Annotated in this window: 13 protein-coding genes; 8 read left to right on the top strand and 5 right to left on the bottom strand. The window is 60.8% G+C overall.

The window, feature by feature from the left end; translation table 11 throughout:
• The first annotated feature begins 442 nt into the window (after positions 1-442).
• The 3 genes from SH292x_RS21180 (at position 443) to SH292x_RS21170 (ending at position 6,178) form a co-directional block, all read left to right on the top strand.
• Positions 443-2,773: a secretin N-terminal domain-containing protein gene (locus tag SH292x_RS21180; RefSeq protein WP_442483018.1), complete on the top strand. Its 2,331-nt coding sequence runs from the start codon at positions 443-445 to the stop codon at positions 2,771-2,773.
• A 60-nt stretch (positions 2,774-2,833) separates the two neighbouring features.
• A complete protein-coding gene (locus SH292x_RS21175; protein WP_442483017.1) occupies positions 2,834-4,570 on the top strand; it encodes a GspE/PulE family protein in 1,737 nt (578 codons plus the stop codon).
• A 717-nt stretch (positions 4,571-5,287) separates the two neighbouring features.
• Positions 5,288-6,178 carry a hypothetical protein gene (locus tag SH292x_RS21170; protein ID WP_442483016.1) on the top strand — a complete coding sequence of 297 codons (891 nt, stop codon included), beginning with the start codon at positions 5,288-5,290 and terminating at the stop codon, positions 6,176-6,178.
• 147 nt (positions 6,179-6,325) lie between these two features.
• Here the strand turns inward: SH292x_RS21170 and SH292x_RS21165 are convergent, their stop codons facing one another.
• Positions 6,326-7,384, bottom strand: a complete 1,059-nt coding sequence (locus SH292x_RS21165; protein ID WP_442483015.1) for a hypothetical protein — start codon at positions 7,382-7,384, stop codon at positions 6,326-6,328.
• 941 nt (positions 7,385-8,325) lie between these two features.
• Here SH292x_RS21165 and SH292x_RS21160 point away from each other — a divergent pair.
• Together SH292x_RS21160 and SH292x_RS21155 are read left to right on the top strand one after the other, a co-directional pair.
• Entirely contained in the window at positions 8,326-9,051 is a 726-nt protein-coding gene (locus SH292x_RS21160; RefSeq protein WP_442483014.1) for a hypothetical protein, read from the top strand.
• Positions 9,052-9,118: 67 nt separating this feature from the next.
• Complete coding sequence (locus SH292x_RS21155; protein WP_442483013.1) at positions 9,119-10,870, top strand: HEAT repeat domain-containing protein; 1,752 nt, start codon at positions 9,119-9,121, stop codon at positions 10,868-10,870.
• A 184-nt stretch (positions 10,871-11,054) separates the two neighbouring features.
• Here SH292x_RS21155 and SH292x_RS21150 read toward each other — a convergent pair whose 3' ends face one another.
• Entirely contained in the window at positions 11,055-12,365 is a 1,311-nt protein-coding gene (locus SH292x_RS21150) for a hypothetical protein (RefSeq protein WP_442483012.1), read from the bottom strand.
• Between the two features lie 185 nt (positions 12,366-12,550).
• Here SH292x_RS21150 and SH292x_RS21145 point away from each other — a divergent pair, with 185 nt between their 5' ends.
• Positions 12,551-13,621, top strand: a complete 1,071-nt coding sequence (locus tag SH292x_RS21145) for a DUF1570 domain-containing protein (protein ID WP_442483011.1) — start codon at positions 12,551-12,553, stop codon at positions 13,619-13,621.
• Positions 13,622-13,760: 139 nt separating this feature from the next.
• Here the strand turns inward: SH292x_RS21145 and SH292x_RS21140 are convergent, their stop codons facing one another.
• Positions 13,761-15,641, bottom strand: coding sequence for a tetratricopeptide repeat protein (locus SH292x_RS21140; RefSeq protein WP_442483010.1), 1,881 nt, complete (start codon positions 15,639-15,641; stop codon positions 13,761-13,763).
• 240 nt (positions 15,642-15,881) lie between these two features.
• Here SH292x_RS21140 and ychF point away from each other — a divergent pair, with 240 nt between their 5' ends.
• Entirely contained in the window at positions 15,882-16,973 is a 1,092-nt protein-coding gene (ychF, locus tag SH292x_RS21135) for a redox-regulated ATPase YchF (protein WP_442483009.1), read from the top strand.
• Positions 16,974-17,066: 93 nt separating this feature from the next.
• On the opposite strand, the gene SH292x_RS21130 is transcribed toward ychF, so the two are convergent.
• On the bottom strand, positions 17,067-18,098 hold the full coding sequence (locus SH292x_RS21130; protein WP_442483008.1) for an SMP-30/gluconolactonase/LRE family protein: 1,032 nt from the start codon (positions 18,096-18,098) through the stop codon (positions 17,067-17,069).
• Positions 18,099-18,190: 92 nt separating this feature from the next.
• Positions 18,191-18,460, bottom strand: coding sequence for a putative signal transducing protein (locus SH292x_RS21125; protein ID WP_442483007.1), 270 nt, complete (start codon positions 18,458-18,460; stop codon positions 18,191-18,193).
• 244 nt (positions 18,461-18,704) lie between these two features.
• Between SH292x_RS21125 and SH292x_RS21120 the strand changes: the two genes are divergently transcribed.
• Positions 18,705-20,102: a bifunctional folylpolyglutamate synthase/dihydrofolate synthase gene (locus tag SH292x_RS21120; protein ID WP_442483006.1), complete on the top strand. Its 1,398-nt coding sequence runs from the start codon at positions 18,705-18,707 to the stop codon at positions 20,100-20,102.
• The last annotated feature ends 11 nt before the right edge of the window (positions 20,103-20,113 follow it).

Raw genomic sequence — 20,113 nt, 5'->3', positions numbered from 1 at the left:
GTAGAACTTGCGGCGAGTATACCAGTGAATGCCATTGTCGCAAGCGGCGAATTCTGAGAAAAGAGCGGTCAGGAATAAGCATTGGTGTAAACACACGAAGAGTGGGGCAGCTCAGTGGCATCGTGAATGGATACTTGTAACGCAATTTAAGTTCAGTGCGCACAAATACTTAGTAGTACGTCTACGCGTCGTCTGGCTGCAGGAACTCCTGATTAATGGCAGACGCGTGGATGTTGAGAAACTGGATTTCGCCTTATGCGGATTTGGAAGTGAGTGGTAAGTGCATGGTAGAGCCGTTGACTCTTTACCTCTTCATTCGCGGAAGGGCTATCCTCCAACAGCATCGTGTCTACACATCGTGGTTGACTTTTGATCCGAAGGAAGGAACTGCCCCATGAGGCCGGCGCACGTAGCGAGAAGGAACCACTTCCACAGGAGTGTTTTGTGGTATATCGCCTTTGCATCAGTAGCGGTCGCAGCACCTAATGCGGTCAAGTCGCAGCAACTGGAAGTTCCCCGCGGTGCAAGGCTCGACCGCCAGACTGCGAGCAAAGAAGTTCAGCTTAATCTGCCGGGGACAGTAACACTCAACGTGCTTGCCGACCTCGTGAGTGAGCGGCTGGGCGTGAAGATCATCTATAACGACGACATCCGCCAAGAGAAAATCAATATCAAGGCACCTCAGCAAATACCCGAGGATTCGGTACTCCCGCTCTTGGAGAGCATTCTCAAGATCAAGGGATTTGCGCTCATCGACGCAGACGTGCCGGGTTGGAAGCGGATCGTCAAATCCGCGAACCTCACGGAAATCGCTCGCCCGCGCGTGACCCTCCCGACGGGCGAAGTCGCTCCGACGGAGGCGGTAACGCAATCCTTCGTCCTCAAGCACATCTCGCCCCAGCGACTCGAAGAGCTTATCAAGCCGTTTTTAACGGAACCAGGTGCGAATACGATCCGACTCGACGAGCAAAACACACTGATCGTCACCGATTACGCCAGCAATCTCGATCGCATTTCCCAGCTTATCCAGACGATCGATCTTGCCGGCCCTGAGTCCATGTTGGAGTTTTACAAGGTTCAGCACGAGGACGCGGCCAATCTCCAAAAGCAAATCACCCAAGTGTTGGCCGATCGCGTGGCTGCAGCGCCCGCCGGCCGTGTAGTCGCTCCCCTCAAGATTACGCCCGATACGCGTACCAACCAGCTGCTCATTACCGGCAGTCGAGAACAAGTCGCCGAAGCACTCGCCCTCGCACAAGCACTCGACGTGTCTTTAGGGCTGGAGTCCCGTGTCTACTCATTCCGCTACGTACAAGCCGCCCGGATCGACCGCTTAGTACGCGATCTGTTGGACCCTGTCACGGCCGAGCGCCTTTACCGTTCGTCGGTCGACGATGAGGACAACCTCTTGATCGTGAGCGGCACGAAAGACATCCACGACCGGGTCGAGGCCGTTCGTCGCCAGATGGACGTGGAAGCACGCCGTCCCGGGAGCGCGATGCAGTTCTACAAGATCAAACACACCGACGCGGCGGAGATTCTCCAGACGATCCTCTCGGTTCAGCAAGGAACGACCTCCCTCGAACGATTCGGTGATCGAGGGGTTTCTCCACTTGGTAGAGGCCGGATGGCAAACTCGCAGTACGGCATCCCCTGGGGATACGATGGGCAGTTTCTGCCCGGACCCAATCAGCCTGCCATTCCCGGAGCAGCACTGCCACCGACAACCCCCGCGTTCGTACCGACAACTGGTATTGAGTCGGGCCAAGCCGCCATCCAACCGAATCTTGCACCCGCTACCCCGGCCCCAGCACCCGAGACCAGCATTACCACCGCACTAGCGCCAGAGGCCGCCAAGGTTACCGCCGACCCAACGACCAACAGCATCATCGTCGTCGCCGACCGAGCGACTCAGCAAGTCTACGCAGACCTGATTAAGTTTCTTGACCGACCGCGCCCTCAGGTGATGATCGAAGCGCAGATCGTGATCATCGACACCACCGACAACTACGCGCTTGGCATCGAAATCTCTGGCGGCGATGGCCTGGGAATCAGCAAAGCATTTCAGTTCACTTCCTATGGCCTTAGTATGGTGGACCCGGCCACAGGGGCTTTGTCGCTCATTCCCGGCACGGGGTACAACGGGACAATCGTGAATCCCGAGGTTGCCGATGCCGTGGTCCGTGCCCTATCCACACATACGAAAGCCCGCGTAATGTCGTCGCCGAGGGTGCTCGTCAAGGACAATGAAACCGGTACGCTCGCTAGCGTCGCCGAAGTTCCCTTTACCAGCGTGAACGCGTCGCAGACGGTGGCTACGACGAGTTTTGCGGGGTTTGCGGAGGCGGGTACGACGATTGACGTTACGCCTCGTATCATCGAATCGGATCGCTTGGATTTGGAGTTCGTCGTGACCCTTAATAGTTTCACCGGGGCAGGCAGCGACGGTGTCCCTCCTCCCAGGCAGACGAACGAAGTGGCAAGCTCGGTGACTGTCCCTAACGGGTATACGGTGATCGTTGGTGGCCTCAATCAGCAGAACAATTCGCTCACCCAGCAGGGCATTCCCGGAATTGACCGAATTCCCGTGTTGCGACTCCTGACCAGTAACTTCACGTCCAACAATAGCAAGAGCACGCTGTTTGTGTTCCTGCGTCCCGTGATCGTGGCAGACGACAAGTTTGAAGACCTCAAATACATGTCAGATCGCGATCTATGTCCGACCGGACTTCCGAAGAATTTCCCTACAAGCCAGCCGCTGCTGATCAAGTAAACCTGCCAGTGCGGGATGAAATGGTTCGCGTAGAGGCACTCGTCCGCTATAAAGAGCCGCATGTCCATCGTCCAGCTTCAACCTGAACTCAGCACTTCGGCCAAGTCACCTGTAGAACAGTGGCTCGAAAGGCTGCGGGAGCTCGCCCGCACCGAGCAGACCATTGTCGACACGATAACACATGATGGCAAAGAGAGTGTTTTTGAGTGGGCTATGCGAACCAAAGTACCTGAGTCGCTCGTGTTGAGGACTTCGGCCGAGGTTCTTAATGTCACTTTTGCCGCGGAGCTCTCCAACTACGAGCCCCTGCGAACTTTCCTCGATAAAACACCAATCGCCTTCGCTCGTCAGCATGCGGTGCTCGGACTGGTGTCTCGTGAGGGGCAGAAGCACCTTGTCCTGGGCTCGATGGAATCCTGGCACGCCCTCGACACGTTTCGCCGCCATACGGCCCCTGGGCTGGTCCCCCTGCTAGCTCCGCGAGAGGTCGTGCTGGAGAAAGTGAACCTTGCCTACGGCCAACGCACCGGCCAAGCCGAGACGGTAATCAGCACGTTGGGACCCAGTTCGGTGCTGACGAGCGTGGAAGCCATCACAGAGCGAGAAGACCTACTCGATGGTGGGGGGCGAGCTCCAGTTATTCAGCTCGTCAATGCGATCCTTTTCGAAGCGGTGCAGGAGGGCGCTTCGGACGTTCATATCCAGCCCTGTGAAGATCGAGTCGTTGTGCGGATGAGAATCGATGGCATTCTGCATGACCAGCACGAACTGCCCAAGTCGATCCAAGAAGAGATTACTAGCCGTATCAAGGTTCAGGGGAAGATGAACATCGCTGAGAAGCGACTCCCTCAGGATGGACGTGCCACCGTTCAGGTGGGGGAGCGGATGATCGATCTGCGAATCGCATCTCTCCCGTCCAGTTATGGGGAACGGGTGGTTATTCGTCTCCTTGATAAGAGTGCCAGGCTTTACACGCTCGCCGAAGTGGGAATGGATTCGTGGTCGCTCGAACATTACAGCCGTCTGATCCACTTGGAGCACGGTCTTATCCTCGTGACTGGCCCCACGGGTAGCGGCAAAAGCACCACCCTCTACGCGGCATTGCAAGCGATCAACTCCAAGGATCGCAACGTCGTGACGCTCGAAGACCCGATCGAGTACGACATCGCCGGCGTCAGCCAGACGCAGATCAACACTAAAAAAGGACTCACGTTCGCAACCGGGTTGCGGAACGTACTGCGTCAGGACCCCGACATTATCATGGTGGGAGAGATTCGTGACCAAGAAACGGCCGTGATGGGTATTCAATCTGCTCTCACGGGCCATCTGGTGTTCTCGACGCTTCACACCAACGACGCGGCGAGTGCCGTGACACGACTTCTGGACTTGGGGATCGAGCCGTATCTGGTGAGCAGCTCGCTCCTAGCCGTGCTTGCGCAGCGGCTCGTTCGCTGTGTTTGCAAGAAGTGCGGCGTAGCGGAGCCGATGACGGAAGCTCAACTGCGGCTCCTCGACCTCGATCCCTCCGATGGCAACGATTATCGCGTCACGACCGGTAAAGGCTGTGAGGATTGCCGTGGCACCGGCTACCGCGGACGCATCGGAATCTTTGAGCTGCTGGTGGTGAACGATTCAGTACGAGAGGCTATTCAGAACCAAGCCAATGCGTCGCAGATTCGCGAAGCGGCCATGCGGGGTGGGATGCGGCTCTTGCGGGCCGATGGCATCCAAAAGATTCTTCGCGGACAGACGACCATTGAGGAAGTCGAGCGAGTGACGATGCGAACCGCATTGTGATCGCCGGGGCAAATGCTGTTTCGAGCATGCCAACATTGCTTCCAGTGGACTTACTCAACGCCCAACTAACGGCTCCGAGGCGCTCTCCCACAGACCCTCGTCGCCTCCGATACGCGTCCGGTGGGAAGCGAATGCTCTCGATCTTTTGATCTTACCCTTATGCTAATCTCCGAGGAATGGATTGCGTTGATCGAGACCACTGCATCGTCTACTAAGCAGCAGGTTCGTCTGGACCTTTAGGCCATTGGATCTTTACGCGGGTCACCAAGAAGATTAGGTCTCACCTTCGTGATGCCCTCCGAAGATGACGACCTGCTGGTGGTGACGCTTTCGCGGACGTATTGGAATGCGTCCATCAAGCGTTGCCACAACCTTCATGGATCGGGGTGGCCATATCGGGAGACGGATGCCGGGCAGCTATTTTCAACAGCACCTGCTTCACCAATGTTGGAAGCGCCGGCCATTTCTCAATTAGCAGGATCAGTTGCGAATCTGCAGCAAGTGCGTCGGATTTTGCGTCGCGAACTTTCGACGAGCCTTGTTTTTTCGAAGAATTCGGCCACTGTTCGAGTCCCTCCCGGACTACTTTTATCCTGAAGACTTGCACATTGCCCTGCAAGTCAGCGGGGCGGGTGCGAAATCGTCGTTGGCGGGCGGTGTCTATCGCCGGTATACTTCGGCCACGAATTCGCCCCTCGTCCCCCGCGAGCATTCACGATGAATCCTCACCCCGAGCTTCGCTTAGTGGCCTCGGCGGCGTTTGCTCCTTACGCGGGTCCGCTCGCGGCTGCAAATCGGGGGTTCCACGACATCTACAATCGCTTGGTGGTCGACACGATCGACGCCATTGGCGACTCGATCCCCGTGTTGGTGATGATCGGCGACGACCTGTCGCTGCTCGCGAATAACGAAACTCGCACCGAGCGCGTCATCCCCGAGCTCTATCATCAGCTGAAGGCCATCGGCCACACGGCCTTTGGCGTGCAGTTGTGGCTGATGGGTAGCGAGGAGAAGCCACTCGGTGAGGCCGAGCTGCTCGAGTTTCACGAGAAGCAACTAGAGATCGCCGCCACGCGAACCGCGCTCGCGTTGCTACCTGACGCCGAGCGTGCCACACCTGCGGAACTTTTGCACAAGACGCACGAAATCGTCGCCGAAGTGCTACGCGATCGAAAGGTCGATCCAACGCACGCCGCCACGTTCGCCCGGCAAATCGAGCCGCTGGTGATGAAGATGGCGGCGGCCGCCGTGCGGCTAGAACTCGATGCGCTGCACCGTGTGGTCACCGCCTGGCGAGGGGGCCTGGGCGAGGCCAAGTGGCAATCGACGTACGTCGTCCTGGGCGACTATCACCAACCCCGCTACCGCAACGCCGCCCGTCAGTACTTCGACCGCGTGCTCCGCGAACAAGAAGGGATCGGTGCCGAGTTCGAAAACCGCATCGTCTACGCCGAAGGCATTCTCGACCTCGGAGGCGCCGTCGATCTCCTAGCCCGCCACCTGATCGACCAACACGCCTCGCAGCTCATCTTCGGCGACAAGAGCCGGTTGCAGAAAGATCTGCTGGCCGACGCGGCGGGGGTGTATTTGGAGGAGCTGCTGGGGTGAGGGAGGGGGAGAGGAATGCAAGAAGGGGGGACAAAAACCAATGGAGACCAAGGCTCTAAGGAGAACAGGCCAAGTGTAGCCTTCACGCCGATAAAAGACCTGACCCCTTTTCTCGCTCGACGACTTCGGTAGGCACACTCCCCGACTTCAGCAATTGAGCGCAGGGGAAGGTGCTCGTCTTAAGCGAGTCTCGCGGGATATGAAGCCCAGCACGAGCACCGCGGCGACCATACCGGCAAAGGTGGAAGGGGGCTCGGGCACGGCGAGCGTGTTCGAGGGGTAGTGGACTATGTAGCCTTCGAGATTCACTGCCCCGCCAGAAATCACGCTTCCATAAAAGTCCCGACCTCGCAGTGTAGCGTCGCCAAACGGAGTGAAAAGCGTACCGAAAAAACTTCCGATGCCGCCCGTCTCGACGATGGCCTCACCATGTACCTCGAACAGCACGTCGCTTGCTAGTTGCTGGATAGAGAGTGGGGTCGAGGCTCCAATGGGCACGCCGTTAACGTAGACAAACAGGTACGGATCGACGATCAGGTCTTCCGCGATGTAGATGTTGATTGGCCCATTAGTTAGGTCCAAATACAGGTACGCAGAACTCGACTTAGTCAGCGAATTGAAGTAATAGTCGCCTCCACTAAGGTGAAGTTCGTCGTACAATCCCCGAAAGATCACATCGCCATAGCTCCCGGGTGCCAAAATACGATCGTCGTTGATCGTCAGATCAAGCGTACCCGGCGAGAACGGTGTCGCCATTGGCAGCCTCAAGTCTGGGACCGTGTTGCCGACTCGATTGATGGTTCCCGCTATGTTCCCGACATTTGTGAAGGTATTGCCGTAGGTCACGTCTCCCGTCACGTCGACCCCGAAGCCCGTTTGGAATTGGATTGAGCCATTTGCCCAGAGGCTCCCCTCGAAATCGTGAAGCCCACCTGAAGTCGTCAAATTTCGACCAGCGTAGTAGTCTCCCCGATGGCGTTCAGGCTCCTGAATGCCCAGGGCAAAATCGATAAGAATATCATTTGCCGCGTACACGTCGCCCTGGACGGTCGAGTAGGTCTCTAGCCGGATGTCTTTCTTGCTGAACACAGCAAAATCAGTTGCCGCTCTATCGCTGGCGAGTGCCGCTTGCGTCCGCTGACAAGTCGGCAGTGTCGACGACAAGACCAAACAAACTAGTACGCAAACTGCCGGCGATCGTGTCATGAGGTCTCTCCGATAAAGTGGAAGTCTGTACTACAGGTTGCCATCAACTTTAGTCGCCACCTACAGCCCACGCTAGCTTTCGCCGTTCCAACTCCCAGCGACCCAAGCCAAGATGTCTTACGTTCAACGGTTACATCCTGATCCTCTCGGAAGCTAGGTCGTGTAGGGTAAATACCTCACTCTCCACTTCTCGGTGGAAGGTCTTTTCCAGGTCGCAGCGCACCCGCCATCGTGTCACACGCGGCGCATTGTCACGCGTTCCTTTGTACTCCCATTCTGGGATCGCCGATTTAATCGGTTGCCTTTTCGCACTTTGATGCTGCACTTATCGCTGACTTCGGAGCCAGCCATGCCGCCGTTTATTGGGACGGGCGATGTCGGTCCGCTAGATCCAAGGGCCTGGACGGGCGAGAAGACGTCGTGCGTGGGAAGATTGCCACCCAGGTCGTCCCCGATCCAACGCGGTTGCTGGGGATAGTGATGGGGCTAATACGAATCGGACTCCAACTTGCCTCCTGCCCTCCACAGCCGTCGAACAAAAGAGTTGGCCGATGCAAACGGCATCGCACCGTGCCCTGGATCGCCGCTCCGCTTGAACACGCCTGTCGGTTCGTAAGATCTTCTCTCCACGCCACTTACGCCCACCCAGCAAGCAAGGTACCGGTGGCAAAACGGACGCGAGGGCAATGCCGGTCGTAGGAATTCCCCACCCGCCCGCGATCCCCGACGCCTCCGGACCCGTACATCCTCTGTCGGCTTGGTGCGGAGTTGCCTCCGCGGGCCCTCGTTTCATGGACACGGGGCCCTGGTGTGTTAAACTGGGGGGGCGGGACCCCCTCTACAGGCTGTTGGTGCGGCTGGGTTCTTCCACCAACTCCTCGTGGCTCCACAGGCCGGCTCCCTGGCTATTAATACGTACGCACTTGGAGTTCCAAACAGTGATGACATCTTCGCGTTGCGCGCTCGCGCTAGCGGTAACGTCGCTCGTTGCCTTAGGGCAACTTGCGAGCCAAGCACCGGGTCAAACGCAGGCACCGCCCCCCCGCGATGCTTCCTACGCGGGCTCCGCGCCGGCGGTCAACACCACGGTGGTAGGCGGCGGTGGTTGGGGTGGTGGCTATCACTCGTCGACCGCCGCGGGCGATGCGATGCAGGGCATGGCCTCGGCCATCAGCGCCAAGGGCGAAGCGAACTTGAACAACAGCATGGCCGCTCGCAATATGGAAGAAGCCTACAGCCGGGCGCTCGACAATCGCGCGAAACACATCGAGACGTTCCGCTGGCGCGAAGACAGCGCAAAGCAGATTCAGCAGCAGCAAATGGCCGAGCACCGGGCCGAGATGGAACCGTGGCTGGCGAAGCAGCGTTTGCAGCCGCTCACAACCGCTCAGTTTGATCAAACATCGGGCGTGGTCGAATGGCCCAAGCTGTGCCTCGATCCGCGGTACGACAAGTATCGCAATCGTTTGAACGAGTTGTTTCAGAAGCGCTCGCAGTACGGCGCGCTTAGCATGGACGAATTCACGGAAGTGGAGAATCTGATCAAGGACTGGCGTGGGGCGATCACCGCCGACAGTCGGACCGAGAACTGGCCGAGTGGTCCGGTAAGCCAAGCGCTCCGCTTCCTGCTCTCATTGAATCGCGAACTGAATGCCCAGTTTGGTTAGTGCCTTTGTGCAACGTTTGACCCCCGCATTCAGTCCAATCATTATTCGTCACGAAAGAAATTCGAACATGCCAGCTTTTCGTTACACATTCGGAGCAACGGTTTGTGGCCTCGCGCTGCTCTCGCCGGCTCCTGCGATTCATGCCCAATCGGTCGCCACGCCCGCCGCTCCCGCTATTTCCAGCGAAGCGAACGCCGTGGACGACCTGATGGATGGCAAGGTTTCCAAGGAACAAGTCGCCGCGAAAATTAGCCAAGGACTTGACTCCAAGATGCCGGCGGTGCGCTGGCGTGCGGCTCGTGCCGCGGGTTTGATGGGGGTTTCGAGCCCCGAGATCATTGCCAAGCTGCAGACGGGTGCCGCCGACAAGGACTGGGTGATCCAGCTCCACTCGGTGTCGGCTCTCGGCAAGCTGGGCGATAAATCAGACGCCACGATCGACGCGCTGACGAAGGCCGCGGTATCGTCGAACGCCCGTGTGGCGACGGCGGCGATTGCGAGCCTCAAGGCGTTGGAAGTCTCGCCAGAGAGGCTCGCCGAGACCTTGAGTAAAGCCCTGGCCTCGGACGAAGATCAGTCGGATGCCGTGCACGCCGTCGAGGCGATGGTGGCTGCTGGTGCCAAGTCGGTGCCGCTGCTGAATGCCTCGCTCGCGCACGAGAACACCGCCTACTGGGCGAGTGTCGCGATTGCCAAGATTGGCCCCGAAGCCGCAGGCACCGCGCCGGCGCTCGCGAAGTTCCTCGGCACTACGAAGCTCGTCGAGTCGGTGCCTCAGGCGCTGCTGGCACTGGCCGCGATTGGCCCTGAAGCCAAGAGTGCCGAACCCGCCATCACCGCCGCGATGAAGAAGTGGGCGACCGACGAGTCGGTGCAGATCAGTGGCCTCTACGCCCTTGGTGCGATTGGCGCAACCAACTCGCGTGCGGTGCTCGACACCGCGGCGGCGAGCGCAAAGCCGTTCGAATCGATGGTCGCTTCGTGGGCCCTCGCGAAGACTAACCCTGGCGACAAGGCACTCACCGAGACCGCCGTTAAGAAGTTGGCCGCGGGTCTCGCAAGCGCCGACGAGCCGATGGGCCGCGCTGCTGCTCATGGCCTGGCAAGCCTCGAGATTCCCGCTGGCATGGCGGCACCGTACCTGATGGCCGCCGCGAGCGATCCCGATGGTAAGGAGCACGTGGTGATGGCCCTGGCTTCGCTGGGCGAGCAGGTCGTCCCGCACGCCGACAAGGCCCTCGCGAATCCGAAGACCCAGAAGCTGGCGATCGCCGTGCTTGAGCGGCTTGGTCCTCAGGCCGCGGGTGCGACGGGTGCTCTTGTCGCGGCACTGGACGGTGCGGATGCCGAGACGGCCGTCGACATCAACGACGTGCTCGCGAACATCGGACCCGGCGCTGCTGCCGCGACCGAGAAGCTGGCCGCCGAGCTGAAGTCGAAGGACGCCGCGGTTCGTCACAGCGCCCTGTACGCCCTGCGTGAGATTGGCCCCAAGGCTGCGGCTGCGAAGCCGGCGGTGATCGCGCTGATGGAAGCCGCCGACACCAGCACTGCCGAAGGCAAGTTCGACAAGCTGGCCGCCGCGTGGACCTTGGCCCGCTTCATGAAGGCCGAGCCGGTGCTGACTGGCAAGCTGGTCGAAGTGATTCAAGAAGGCCTTGGAGACGACTCGGAAATCGTCCGCCACGAGTCGATTATCGCCGTCGTGGACCTGGGCGAATCGGGCAAGCCGCTGCACGAAGCCGTGAAGAAGCTCGCCGGCAGCGACCCCAACGCCGAAGTACGTGCGACCGCCGAAGCGGCGACGACCACGCACTAAACGCGTCATAGCGACTTAGTAGAAAACGCTGAGGGCCCTTCGAGACCGATAACCCATCGGACCTGAAGGGCCCTCTTTTTGTTGGCACTTTGCTCTGTTGAGTCTTTGTGGGAGGGCTCTCCGAGCCCGATGGCCTGCTCTGGGAATCGGCCTCGGAGAGGCCTCCCACAATTGTTGTTCGCAGCTACGGCAGCTTGATCCCTTCCAGCTGGTACTTGTACTCCTGGCGGACGATCGACGCGGGGGACTCGTACACCCAGGTCAGGCCATCGATGCCGTCGGGCAGGTCGAACAGGTAGGCGATGCCGACTTCCGTGGGAGTTTGCTTGGTGGTTTCGAAGCCGGCGTGGTCGATTCGCTCGCCTTTGTCGTTCACCAAGTAACTGGGGTTGTTGAACACCCAGCCGCGATGCGAGGCCAGGGCGTCGTTGTCGTCCTCGAGCACCAGGGTCATGTGAACCTCCCACACGGGCCCGCTCTCGACGACTTGCTCGAGCGTCACCTTCACACCGCCACGCGACTGCGCGATGGGGGCTTTGGGCTTCAGGTCTTCGAACTTGAATTCCTCGCGTTTGCCCGGCACCAGGGCGACCATCGTCCCGCCGAGCACGGTGATTTCTTCCACCGAGCGTGCCGGTAGTTCAAAGGGCGCGGTGATGGTGGTTGCGCCGGTTCCTTCTTGCACCTCGATCTGGAACACGCGTCCTGGCTGTCGCGGAGCGAGGCGCGTGCCATCGCCGGTCACGGCGTCCATGCGATCGATTTCCTGGGCGATGGCGATTGGCCTCAGGCGTGGCTCCCACGCAATTTCGAGCTCAATGTTCACGGCCTTATTCTCAGGCAGACGCATTCCGCGATTGGCAACCACGTCGGTCACTTCGAAGCGAAACGGCCCGGCGTAGCTCGCCCGGCCAAACCGCTCGGCTTCTCCCTCTTCGCGTGGCACCAGGGCTACGGCCTCTTCGCCCGCGTAGGCGTAGTGACTCAGTCGAGCTTGATCCATCACTTGATCGAGCACCGACCAAAACGGCTCGTCTTCGACTTGCAGAATGATGTCGGGGCTCGCGGCGATTACCTCGGGGTCGCGTTTGTCGACCAGCCGATTGCCGCTCAGCTTTTCGAGCTCCTTGAGCACCTCGGCGAGTGGCCACTGGATGGCGTTGAGCGACACGGTGGCGGCCTCGACCGCCGCCGTGGCGATACGATCTTCAACCGCCTTGCGAATCGTCGCGAGTCGCTCGCGGACTGCTGGGGGCATGTTCTCGTTGGGCTTGGGGAGCGCGGCGAGGAATTTCTCGGGTCCCACTCCTTCGACATCCACCAGCAGCAGCAAGTTCTGCTCGGCGATATCGCGCTCCGAGATCGTGTCGGCGTCGAGCGAGGCAACGAGCTCCTCGATCTGCGCGGCGAGCTCCGCGTCGTCGGCCCCGGCGGTGCCCATTAGCGAAAGGGCCATCGCCAGTGCGATGCCCGACAGCCATGTGCGTGGATTCATGGTTTCTTACCTCCCTCAGCTCTCATGTTGCGTTTTGGCATCATGCGTGCGGCCTGTTCCGATTCTGCGAACTGCATTTTAAGCCCTCGGGCGGCAAAAGTCTTGCCGGTTTTGCGAGCTAGAATTCCTCTAGAACGATCCAGATTCTTCGAGTACTGTCGGCCCACCCACCGCTTGCCATCGCCATGCTCACTCCACGCATTGCCCTCGCGATTCTCGCCACCACCGCGGCGTTACCGGCTCTGGGGGCCGAATTCATGTTCGCGGCCGACTACGACGGCCAGCGGATCGAAGGCCGGCCGCTGTACTGGACCAAGACGCAGATATTAATCCAGTCTCGCGATGGCGTGCTCCACTATCTCGACCCCAAGAAGGCCGAAAACGCCCAGCGGACTTCGCCAGTATTCGAAGGCTTTAGCCCCAGCGAGATGCGAGCGTCGCTGAGCGAAGAATTTGGCGACGGGTTCAGCATTACTTCTACGGGGCACTACTTGGTGGTCCATCGTCCCGGCGAGAGCGACATTTGGGGGCAGCGGTTCGAAGAGCTCTACCGCGCTTTCCAGAATTATTTCCGGGTCCGCAATTTCTCGCTCACGGAGCCCAAGTTCCCGCTGGTCGCGGTGATATACGGGTCCGAGGACGAGTACTACGAGCAAGCCCGTCTGAGCGGGCACAATCTGCCTCCGAACACGCTCGGGCACTACGACCCGCTCACCAACCGCGTCTTAATGTTCGACCGCGTGGACGTGAACGACAGCGAGTGGGGGTCAACCGCCAATACGCTGGTGCACGAAGCGACCCATCAAACGGCGTTCAACACGGGCCTCCACAGCCGCACGGCGGTGACGCCCAAGTGGGTGGTCGAGGGTCTCGCGACCATGTTCGAAGCCCGTGGCGTCTATCAAACGGGCACCGACGCCCAGCGTCGCGATCGAATTAATCGCACTCGGCTCGACGACTATCGCCACTTCTTGCCGTCCAGCAGCGGCAAGCACGAGTTGTTGGAACTCATTGCCAGCGACCAACCGTACAACACGTCGGCCGAGCGAGCCTACGCCCTAGGCTGGGCATTGACCTTCTATCTCAATGAAACCCGGCCCCGCGAGTACGAGCAGTACCTACAGAAAATCGCGGATCGCCCCATCAATAGCGAGTACCCGGCGGTCGAACGCGTACGCGACTTCGCATCGGCGTTCGGAAAAGACTTCGGGTTGTTCGAATCGAACTTCCGCACCTGGATGACAGAGCTCGAATAGCGAAGGGCGAGCTTACAACAACTGTGGGAGGGCTCTCCGAGCCCGATAGCCGAGAGTAAGTAATTGTGGAGGCCTCTCCGAGGCCGATTACCCTAGTAGGGCATCGGGCTCAGAGAGCCCTCCTACAGCACCAGAGCACTCAGAAATCAATCGAGCGCCGGGGTGCCGGGGTGGTGCCGCTGGGGCGATTCGGCTTTCGCTCTTCTTCGTCCTCGTCGTCGGCCTTGGGGGTTCCGCCCTCGCGCTCGCCGGAGTCAAGCTGCTGGCGTTCGCGAACCGGTTTGCCCTGCTCGTAGCTTTCCAGTTCCTTCTTGATGGCGTCCGAGTTCTCTTCGTCGTTGAGCTCAATCGCCTGCTTGACGTACTTCTTCGCGTTCTCGAAGTCGCCCGTCTCGGCGTAGGCGGCGGCCAGCGTGCTGACAATGTGGGCCGTCTTGAAGTCGGTCATTTCGCACGCCTTGGTAGCGAGCTCCACGGCTCGCTTGCCGTCGCGCACGGGGTCGTCGGGGCTGGTGGCGAGCGTCCACGCCAAGTTGTTGAGCACGCCCGAGTCCTCGGGATCGAGCTTCATGGCTTCCTCGTAGTCGGCCACGGCCTCGGCGTGCATGCCGACGTTGAGCTTCGAGTCGCCGCGGAAGCGGTACAGCAGGGCGTTCTTGGGATCGCCCTCAATGGCCCGGTCGAGGGCCTCGATCGCCCGGCGGGGCATTTCGAGCTTCAGGGCGAACATGGCGATTTGCAATTCGAGGTCGGCACGCCCGGGGGCAGCTTTGCCCAGGATTTCGAGTTGTTCCAGGGCCTTTTGGTCTTCACCAAGACCTTCGTATGCCCGGGCCTTCAGCAACACTGCCGGCGCCAAGGTTGGATTTAGCTCCAGCATCTTGTCGGCGTCGGCCAGGGCTTCTTTGGGCTGCTCGTTACGAAGGTAAAGCTCGGCACGCAGCAGGTAGCACAGCGGGTTCGACTCTTCGCGATCGATGGCCTTGTTTGCTTGGTCGATGGCGTTCTCAAGATCGCCCTGCTGTCCGTACATTTCCGCGCGTTGCAGATAAGGCATGATGGCCCCGGGCTCGGCTTCGCTCGCCCGATCGAACGCCTTGAAGGCTTCCTCGGTGCGACCTTGGGCATTGAGCACCAAGCCTCGAAGTTCATGCGCCGCGTATTCGTCTTCTGAGATCTCGATCGCGGCGTCGATGTCGTCGAGCGCCTTGTCGAGTTCCTCTTCGCCCATGAAGTGCCGGGCGCGGAGCAAGCGATAATTGATGTTCTTGGTCTCGGCCTCGATGGCACCGTTAAGGTCGGTCAGCCGTGCGCCGGGATCGGTTTGTGCGGTGGCGCGGCGAGCATACGCCTCGGCGAGCACGGCGGGTTCGACGTCCTTGGCGTCAATCACTTTGCCATAGGCGGAAGCCGCGGCTTTGGGGTCGCCCTGCGGAAGTTGCTGCAACCGGCCGATGAGAATCCACGCCTCGTTCTCCGCCGGGTCGAGCTTCACGGCCTGTGCCAAGTCCGACAGCGCGATCACGCGCAGCTGCAGCCATCGCGGGTCCTGCTGGGGATTGGGAAGCGGTTGTTCGAGTAGCACCCGCGCGAGGCCCGCACCTCGTTCCATGAGGGTCGAGGCGAGCATTTGCTTGGCGAACGCCTCGTTCTCTTTATCGAGACCTTTCTTCATCGCCGAGGCGAGCAGCTGAATCACGTCGTTCACCTGCTTGCCATCGGTCGCGGTGAGCTTGAGCTGCGTCGCTTTATCGAGGTCTTCTTGGCCCGGTGCCGGCTCGTCGGAGTCGTCCGCGGCCTCCTCGCCCGAATCTTCGCGGTCGTCGGAGTCATCATCCCCTTCTTCGGTGTTCTCGTCGTCGGGGGTTTCGCTCGATTCGAGGGTCGCAGGGTCGACGGCCGGGGCGGCGTCGGGCTTGGGTTTCTCGGGGGCGGCGATCACCAGCGGCACCGAGGTTAGCACCAGCAGCAGGGCAAGCGAGAAAACCAGGAGCGAGAGGGAGCGAAGGGCGAGCGGCATGGCGGGGGCTCCGGAGGGGTGTCCGAAAATCAGGAATGCGGGTGCTCCATTATTGTCGCCCGCGACGCCGCTGGCTATCCGAGCCGCCCGCGCGCGACGAAGCGACACTGCCGAACCCAGGCGTTTCGCGATATACTGCCACGTTTTCCCCCTACTTCCCCATTCGCCCTACCGCACGCCACGCCCCGCGGCTAGCCGCTGAGCACGACGCGCGAGGACGCCCACCAAGGAACCGCCGCCATGGAGGCAGGCATCGTTGGCCTACCGAACGTCGGAAAGAGCACGCTGTTCAACGCCCTGACGGCCGCGGGCATTGCTAGCGAGAACTATCCCTTCTGCACCATCGAGCCCAACGTCGGCGCGGTGCCCGTGCCCGACGCGCGCCTCGGCCGAATCCAGTCGCACATCAAAACCCAGAAGGTGATCCCCGCCATTCTGCAACTGGTGGACATCGCCGGCATCGTCCGCGGGGCGAGCGTGGGCGAAGGCCTGGGCAATAAGTTCCTCACGCACATTCGCAACGTCGATGCGATCTTGCATGTGGTCCGTTGCTTTGACGACGAAGACATCACGCACGTCGATGGCACGGTCGATCCGATTCGCGACATCGAAACCATCGACACCGAGCTGATGCTCGCCGATCTCGAATCGGTCGACAGCTCGCTCGAGAAAGCACGCCGCACCGCCCGCACGGGCGACAAGGACGCCAAGCGTCGCGTCGAGTTGCTCGAAATCTGCAAAGGCATCCTCGCCGACAGCAAGCCGATTCGCTCGCTGAACACCAACGATCCGATCCTCCGCAAAGAAATCGCCGGCCTGCAACTGCTGACTAGCAAGCAGGTGCTATACGTCGCCAACATCGAAGAGGACGACCTCGAAGGCACGGGGCCCCACGTCCAGCGCGTCCGCGAGCGGGCTGCTGCCGAAGGGGGCCAGGTCGTCCCGGTCTGTGCACGGCTCGAAGCCGAACTCTCGGAACTCGACGAAGCCGACCGCCAGGAGATGCTCGAAAGCGTTGGACTCACCGAGCCTGCGCTAGCGGTGCTCGCGCGGGCCGCGTACTCGCTGCTCGGTTTGCAGAGCTACTTTACCGCGGGCGAGAAGGAAGTTCGCGCCTGGACGATCCCCGTCGGAGCTACTGGCCCTCAAGCCGCCGGCGTGATTCACAGCGACTTCGAGCGGGGCTTCATCCGCGTCGAATGCTACTCGGTCGACGACCTCGACCAGTACGGCAGCGAGAAAGCGATCCGTGAAGCGGGCAAACTACGCGTCGAAGGCAAAGACTACGTCATGCGCGATAGCGACGTCTGCCACTTCTTGTTCAACGTCTAAAAGCGAGCGGGGCCCGTAAGGGCCGTGGTGGCCTCGGTAGTCGAATCTTTGTGGGAGCCCTCCCACAAATCCCCAACTGACGATTCCTCGCCGCTAGAACCCCATCCCCTTTGCCTTCACCTTCACCCGGCAAAGGTCGTGGTTGCTGGTCATGTAAAGCGTCGAGCCATCGTCGCCGAAGGCGCAGTTGGCTACCAAGTCGCCGGTGTGGATCGTGGCGAGGTGTTTGCCCTCGGGGCTGATAACCAGCACGCCGCCGGGGCCGGTCGCCCATAGGTTTCCCTCGGTGTCGACCTTGAGTCCATCGCAGCTGCCGCGGGCGTGCTTCCCGAGCGGCGTGACATCCAGCAGCACTCGGCCTTCGTCGATCGAGCCATCGTCCTGGATGGCGTATGCCATGTAGATGGCGTTCTTCGAGTCCGACTGCGCGACGTACAGTGTCTTCTCGTCGGGCGACAGGGCGATGCCATTGGGCGCGCGGAGCGACTTGGTGAGGAGCGTCGCCGGCTCGCCCGGCACCACGCGATACACGCCCTGGAAGTCGAGCGGGCGATCGGTGTTGTCAAACGAACCGATGCGGCCGTACGGCGGGTCGGTGAAATAGATGGCTCCCGACGAATGAATCGCGAGGTCGTTGGGGCTGTTGAGCTTCTTCCCCTCGAAGTCGCCGGCGAGTGTCGTGAACTTGGCCTCGGGCTCAAGCACGCTCGCGTCCATCCGCACGACGCGATGGTCACCATGCTGGCACAGCACCAATCGCCCCTCGCCATCGATGGCGAGTCCATTGGAGCCCGATTCACCTTCGCGATCGGTGTCGCCGGTGTAGCCCGAGGGGTTGAGATAAACGCTGAGCCCTTTGCCGTCCTTCCACTTGTAGACGGTATTGCGTGGGACGTCCGAGAACACCAGGAAGTCTCCCTCCGAGATCCACACTGGTCCTTCGCTCCACAGGAATCCCGTGGCAAGGCGTTCGATCTTCGCGTCCTCGTCAACCAACTCCACCGCCGCCGGATCGTGGATCTCGATCGAACCCACGGTCTCGATTGGCTCGACGTTCGATTGCCCTCGGGCGATGGAACTCATGGCAATAATGCAGATCCACGGAAGCACAGCGGTGCGAAGCATGCGAGGGGCACTCCAAGATGTAACAAGGGAACGCTCTGCGGCAGGAAAATCGGGCTCGGAGAGCCCTCCCACAGAATTGGCGAGCGGTCGATTTACTCTTCCGGTTGGCCGACATCGACCTGTGACCAATCGATTTCCGGGCCGTGCTCTTCGATCAACTGGAGGAGCGTCACGGCCCGTGGGGCATCGTGATTAGTAACGAGGATTTCGACCTCGCCCATCACTTCAGGAAGCAAAGTGGCGGAGTTCGTGTTGCCAGTCATGGCCTTGATGCCGGCCCGTTCCAGCGCCGCAACGATGGGTGCCGCTTCCATCACCGAGTGGGCATTGGCGACAACGCAGAGATCTTCGGACGGGGACATGGGCGGAACCTCCTGAGTCAATTCGGGAAAAGCGCGACTAGCGACCCCTTAAGCCACTGCAACTATCGTACCTCACCCACCAGCGGGGACCAAGTTCCAACCGCGAAAACACCGCGGCGGCCCGCTGGCAATCGGCCGCATAACCTGCCATGCTGTTCGCTTCGCCAATAGAGCGTTAGAAAATCTAGCGCAACTGTTGAGAATCCAATGCAATGGCTGGCAGTAGGACGTGGGATCGAATCGGGTGGAATCTGTCGAACGAATGCCGAGCGGCTCGCGACGCGATGCGGCTGCCGAGTGGCTGCTGAGCCGCATTAACTACGAGCGCACCAACGTCGTCCCCTACGGCGAGCGGCAGCTCAAGCTCGATCGCATGCGGCAGTTCGTCACCGCCTTGGGTAGCCCCGACACGGCGGCCCCCATCGTCCACATTGCCGGCACCAAGGGCAAAGGCTCGACGGCCGCCATGGTCGCCGCGATGCTCACGGCGTCGGGTTGCCGGACCGGCGTGTTCAGTTCGCCCCACCTTGAACGGCTCGAAGAGCGTTTCGCCATCGATGGCATTGCCGCAACGGGCGAGCAACTTGCCGACCTCGTCGAAACCGTTCGCCCCGTCGTCGACGAGTTTGATCGCCGCGCTGCCGAGTCGGGCGAAGATGGTCTCACGTTCTTCGACATCTCGACCGCGATGGCCCTGGTGTATTTCGCACAGCAGAAGTGCGCGGCCGTGGTGCTCGAGGTCGGCCTTGGCGGGCGGCTCGACTCGACCAACGTTTGCCTGCCCGCTGTGTCGGTGATCACCAGCATCAGCTTCGACCACACCAAGCAGCTCGGCAACACACTCGCCAGCATCGCCGGCGAGAAGGCCGGCATCATCAAGTCGGGTGTCCCCGTCGTGTCGGGCGTGATCCCCGACGAGCCGCGCGACGTGATCGTTCAAGTGGCCCGCGAACATGGCGCGCGGTTGATCGAGCGCGGTCGCGACTTTGACTACATCTACCACCCTTCGAAGAAGGGGGACAAGTTCGACTACGTCGTCGCGGGCGAGGTGAAGCTCGCGGACGTGGCTATCGCCCTCACCGGCGAGCACCAGGCCGCCAACGGCGCGGTGGCCCTCGCCGTGATCGACGAACTGATCCGCCAAGGCTGGCAGATCCCGGAGTCGGCACGCCGCGAAGGACTCGCCACGATGCGGCTGGCGGGGCGAATTGAACTCGTGGCCGGCGAACCGCTCGTCGTGCTCGACACGGCGCACAACGCCGCCAGCGCCGCCGCGCTCGCCACTACGCTCGCCGCGCGGTGCGAAGTGCCTAGGACGCTCGTGATCGCCTGCAGTCGCGATAAGGATTTCAAGGCCATCGCCACGGCGCTGGTGCCGCACTTCGAGCGGATCCTGATCACCGAGTACCAGTCGAACCCTCGCGTGGTGCCCCGCGACGAGTTGGCCGCGGCGTTTCGCGCCGTCGCTAGCCCGACGCCTAGTGCCTCGATCGAACTCATCGCCACGCCCATCGAGGCGTGGCGTCGTGCCATCGAGGTCACTCCGGCGAGCGGCTTGATTGCCATCGCAGGCTCGTTCTTCCTCACCGCCGAACTCCGCCCCGTTGTGCTGGGCCAGCGCGCCCAGCTTCCCTCCACTTGAATTCAACCTCC

This window comes from Aeoliella fuhlenseeensis (genome assembly GCF_052161615.1).
GTDB lineage: Bacteria > Planctomycetota > Planctomycetia > Pirellulales > Lacipirellulaceae > Aeoliella.
This window is presented reverse-complemented; position numbering and strand designations above follow the sequence as displayed.

Bases quoted from the DNA above. Each gene is read 5' to 3' on its own strand.
- SH292x_RS21175 (WP_442483017.1), top strand. From the start codon at position 2,834: ATGTCCATCGTCCAGCTTCAACCTGAACTCAGCACTTCGGCCAAGTCA.
- SH292x_RS21170 (WP_442483016.1), top strand. From the start codon at position 5,288: ATGAATCCTCACCCCGAGCTTCGCTTAGTGGCCTCGGCGGCGTTTGCT.
- SH292x_RS21165 (WP_442483015.1), bottom strand. From the start codon at position 7,384: ATGACACGATCGCCGGCAGTTTGCGTACTAGTTTGTTTGGTCTTGTCG.
- SH292x_RS21160 (WP_442483014.1), top strand. From the start codon at position 8,326: ATGACATCTTCGCGTTGCGCGCTCGCGCTAGCGGTAACGTCGCTCGTT.
- SH292x_RS21155 (WP_442483013.1), top strand. From the start codon at position 9,119: ATGCCAGCTTTTCGTTACACATTCGGAGCAACGGTTTGTGGCCTCGCG.
- SH292x_RS21150 (WP_442483012.1), bottom strand. From the start codon at position 12,365: ATGAATCCACGCACATGGCTGTCGGGCATCGCACTGGCGATGGCCCTT.
- SH292x_RS21145 (WP_442483011.1), top strand. From the start codon at position 12,551: ATGCTCACTCCACGCATTGCCCTCGCGATTCTCGCCACCACCGCGGCG.
- SH292x_RS21140 (WP_442483010.1), bottom strand. From the start codon at position 15,641: ATGCCGCTCGCCCTTCGCTCCCTCTCGCTCCTGGTTTTCTCGCTTGCC.
- ychF (WP_442483009.1), top strand. From the start codon at position 15,882: ATGGAGGCAGGCATCGTTGGCCTACCGAACGTCGGAAAGAGCACGCTG.
- SH292x_RS21130 (WP_442483008.1), bottom strand. From the start codon at position 18,098: ATGCTTCGCACCGCTGTGCTTCCGTGGATCTGCATTATTGCCATGAGT.
- SH292x_RS21125 (WP_442483007.1), bottom strand. From the start codon at position 18,460: ATGTCCCCGTCCGAAGATCTCTGCGTTGTCGCCAATGCCCACTCGGTG.